This is a genomic window from Tumebacillus permanentifrigoris (genome assembly GCF_003148565.1).
Lineage (GTDB): Bacteria > Bacillota > Bacilli > Tumebacillales > Tumebacillaceae > Tumebacillus > Tumebacillus permanentifrigoris.
Window position 1 is genome coordinate 1 of record NZ_QGGL01000045.1, and the last position, 2938, is coordinate 2938.

Below are 2938 nucleotides of genomic sequence, written 5' to 3' on the forward strand. Positions count from 1 at the left end.
GTCTTGAACTCACAAAGTTGCTCTACCCAGTTGTCACAGTCTCGTGATGATGGCGGAAAGGTCACACCTGTTCCCATCTCGAACACAGAAGTTAAGCTTTCCAGCGCCGATGGTACTTGGACCGCAGGGTCCTGGGAGAGTAGGACGTCGCGAGGCACAGCTATATAGGAACGAAAAGACCTGATCCATTGCGGATCAGGTCTTTTTTTGCATCTCGATCACGGTTTGGTCCATTGTGAATAGGGTGTCCACCCAGCGTTCACGCGGGATTAGGGTTTCATTCGGTCCTGTGAATAGCGTTGTGGAGGCGCGGATCAGATATTGGACACCATCACGGTAACGGCTCCATTCGCGTTGATCTGCAGAGACGACGGGATCTTCGTGGTAGCCGCAAGAGTTCAGCAGTTGAGCGAGATCAGCCCATGTATAAAAGGCTGCTGTCCAAGGGAGCTCCAATATTCCCCGCAAATAAGTCCATGCCGGATGCGGTTCTTCTGTCCTTGGGTGGGGGGAGGGCTGTTTGGGTGCTCCTCGCAAGAATCGATAGAACAGCCCAGCCCACTGTTGGCGCAGGCAAAGGGTGATATCTTGTGCAGTTTCGAAGGGGAAGATCGCATTGTTGCGATCCAAACGGTGTAGCTCATCGAGAAATTCGTAGACCCGACGATCATCCGCATGTCGTAGGACGATACTGAAGTTGTCGCGGTTGACTTTGTAGGTTTCGTATTCGGTATGGACGCTTTGGAGGACGAAGATGTGGATTTGTTTGCCGAGCTCGTGTGCTCGTCGGAGCTCGGCTTGGGATACTGAGTATCGACGTTCTGAGGAGGAGGAACCGAAGCGACCGCCTATGATTGAGATGAGGATGTCGCAGCTCTCGATCTCCTCGTAGCAGTATGAGGCAGGGGCGTCTGCAGCACCGTAGGCGATGTGACCCTCTTCGAACAACACCGCTTCGTAACCGTGCTCATCAACAAAGTGGCCGACGTCTTGGCGAACTTGTTGCAAGTCATAAAAGGTAGAGCTGACAAAGACCCGTGGGCGTGGCATGAGTGGGGTTCTCCTCTTCGTTAGGTGGTTGGTTGTAGTTCATAGGTGCGCAGGGTATCCTGCATTCTGCTGGCGCGCAAATGTCGGATGATCAACTCGAGGAGTTGGGGCTTGGTTGTTTTTGCGGTGAAGGCAGTGATGCCAAGGGATGTAGCATAGGTTTGCAACTGTGCCTTGGTCTTGTAGGTGGCGGTGATGCTGGACTCGAGATTTTCCAGTGGAATTTGTTCCGGAGGTAGGATTGTATCTGCAGGATGTGTGTTCTCCACGTGGTTGATTGAGGTTTCGACGAGTTGATCGAGGTAGAGAAGGGCAGAGAGCAGGTCGGTGTGTGGAAGTTTTTTCAAGATCGAACTGAAGCGATCGAGGAGCAGGATGGTATCAGTTCGTTTCATAGGGAACCCTCCTTGGTCACGCGGAGCATAAACTCCTGTGTGATGTTGGTCATGGCATCGATTTGTTTGTTGGCGTTGTACACTGTAGAGGACCAGACCGGGAGATGGTCGTAGGCCGCATGGGGGATGGCGTCACCGTTGATCAGGTAGTTCTCGAAAACCCCCTTCGGTAATTGAGTGCGCATGAGGTCAATCGCATGTTGGTGCAATTGTTTGGGACCTCCGTTGTGGAGATTGATGCGGTTGAAAACCAAACCGGCAAAGCGGGTGGGGGTGAAGGACTCCGGGAAACCTAAGTAGGTCAGCAACCCCCAATATTTTCGATTCAAGGTTTCGATGTCGTTTCGAATTTCGTTCAAGCCGACAAGCGGGAGGTATTCAGGGGTGATCGGAACTAGGTAGAAGTTGCTGGCGATCAGAGCATTCCGGGTAATGAGGTTCAGGTCGGCCGGGCAGTCAAAGAGGATAAAGTCATAGTCTTGTTGGACTTGATCGATGAGCCGTTTCAGCACAGAGAGGCGGCTCAGTTCTTGGCGGGCGCTGCCATCGTGGCTGTGTTCCGTTGTGTCAGGACGCCAAGCAGCAAGGCTGTTGCTCATGTCTCCGATTTTTTTATGGGCGAGGATGAGGTCGACGTTGTTGTATATTCTCCCCTTGGCGGCGTTGACACGGCCTTTGAGGATCAGTTCCCTTGGGTCACAGCGGTGTCCTTGGAGTGCACTGTCGAAGGCTGTTCTGATCGTGGGTGTTCCATTGGCAACGAGCTGATGGTACGGATCATGTCCGATACAGAGAATGGACAGGTTGCTTTGTGTGTCTAAGTCGATGAGGAGGATGCGCTTCCCGCGTCTGGCCAAACCAGTTCCAATGTGGTGGGTGAGTGTGGTTTTTCCGACGCCTCCTTTGCGGGTGATGACACTCGTTGTGATCGCAGGCATTCGTGTCCCTCACTTTCCGTATAAATCTTGGACCTTTTAAAGGGTATTCATGAGGTGGACGAATATATCCGCTGGAGGTTAAAGGCTGTAGAGAATAGGCGATTGCGAGAGACAGGTTTGGGTAGGAGAATGAGGTGCGAGGTTTTTGTTTGAGTTTGTTTGTGGGAGTAGATTGAGTGAGAGTGCGTGGCGTGGTAAGATAACTCTTGTCGCCGCGAGTGATGCGGTGAGTGAGAAATTGAAAATCTACCAGTTGACTTGAACTTGATTGGTATGTTATCTTGATTGAGTCGCTTCGGCGGCACGTTTTGATCCTTGAAAACTAAACGAGTGATAGATGAGAATCGATTCGAGCCTTGAATCAAACTTTACTTGAGAGTTTGATCCTGGCTCAGGACGAACGCTGGCGGCGTGCCTAATACATGCAAGTCGAGCGGACTGATGTGGAGCTTGCTCCATTGATGTCAGCGGCGGACGGGTGAGTAACACGTGGGTAACCTGCCTGGCAGACTGGGATAACGCTTGGAAACGAGTGCTAATACCGGATGATCTCTT

3 protein-coding genes and 2 rRNA genes are annotated in these 2938 nt (G+C 51.9%); 2 read left to right on the plus strand and 3 right to left on the minus strand.

Annotated elements, in window-relative coordinates:
* Positions 1 to 39: 39 nt before the first annotated feature.
* Positions 40 to 156, plus strand: a 5S ribosomal RNA gene (gene rrf, locus C7459_RS22625).
* A gap of 39 nt (positions 157 to 195) precedes the next feature.
* Here the strand turns inward: rrf and C7459_RS22630 are convergent.
* Genes C7459_RS22630 through C7459_RS22640 form a run of 3 tightly spaced genes read right to left on the minus strand, consistent with a single transcriptional unit; the run spans position 196 to position 2383 of the window.
* Positions 196 to 1050: a DUF4062 domain-containing protein gene (locus C7459_RS22630; protein WP_109691456.1), complete on the minus strand. Its 855-nt coding sequence runs from the start codon at positions 1048 to 1050 to the stop codon at positions 196 to 198.
* A 20-nt stretch (positions 1051 to 1070) separates the two neighbouring features.
* A complete protein-coding gene (locus tag C7459_RS22635) occupies positions 1071 to 1445 on the minus strand; it encodes a hypothetical protein (protein WP_109691457.1) in 375 nt (124 codons plus the stop codon).
* On the minus strand, positions 1442 to 2383 hold the full coding sequence (locus C7459_RS22640) for a ParA family protein (protein WP_109691458.1): 942 nt from the start codon (positions 2381 to 2383) through the stop codon (positions 1442 to 1444). The genes C7459_RS22635 and C7459_RS22640 overlap by 4 nt, the downstream gene beginning before the upstream one ends.
* 368 nt (positions 2384 to 2751) lie before the next feature.
* Between C7459_RS22640 and C7459_RS22645 the strand changes: the two genes are divergently transcribed.
* Positions 2752 to 2938: ribosomal RNA gene (locus C7459_RS22645) — 16S ribosomal RNA — on the plus strand; the annotation flags it as partial.

Excerpts from the sequence above, each read along its gene's own strand:
- C7459_RS22640 (WP_109691458.1), bottom strand. The coding sequence starts at position 2,383 with ATGCCTGCGATCACAACGAGTGTCATCACCCGCAAAGGAGGCGTCGGA.
- C7459_RS22635 (WP_109691457.1), bottom strand. The coding sequence starts at position 1,445 with ATGAAACGAACTGATACCATCCTGCTCCTCGATCGCTTCAGTTCGATC.
- C7459_RS22630 (WP_109691456.1), bottom strand. The coding sequence starts at position 1,050 with ATGCCACGCCCACGGGTCTTTGTCAGCTCTACCTTTTATGACTTGCAA.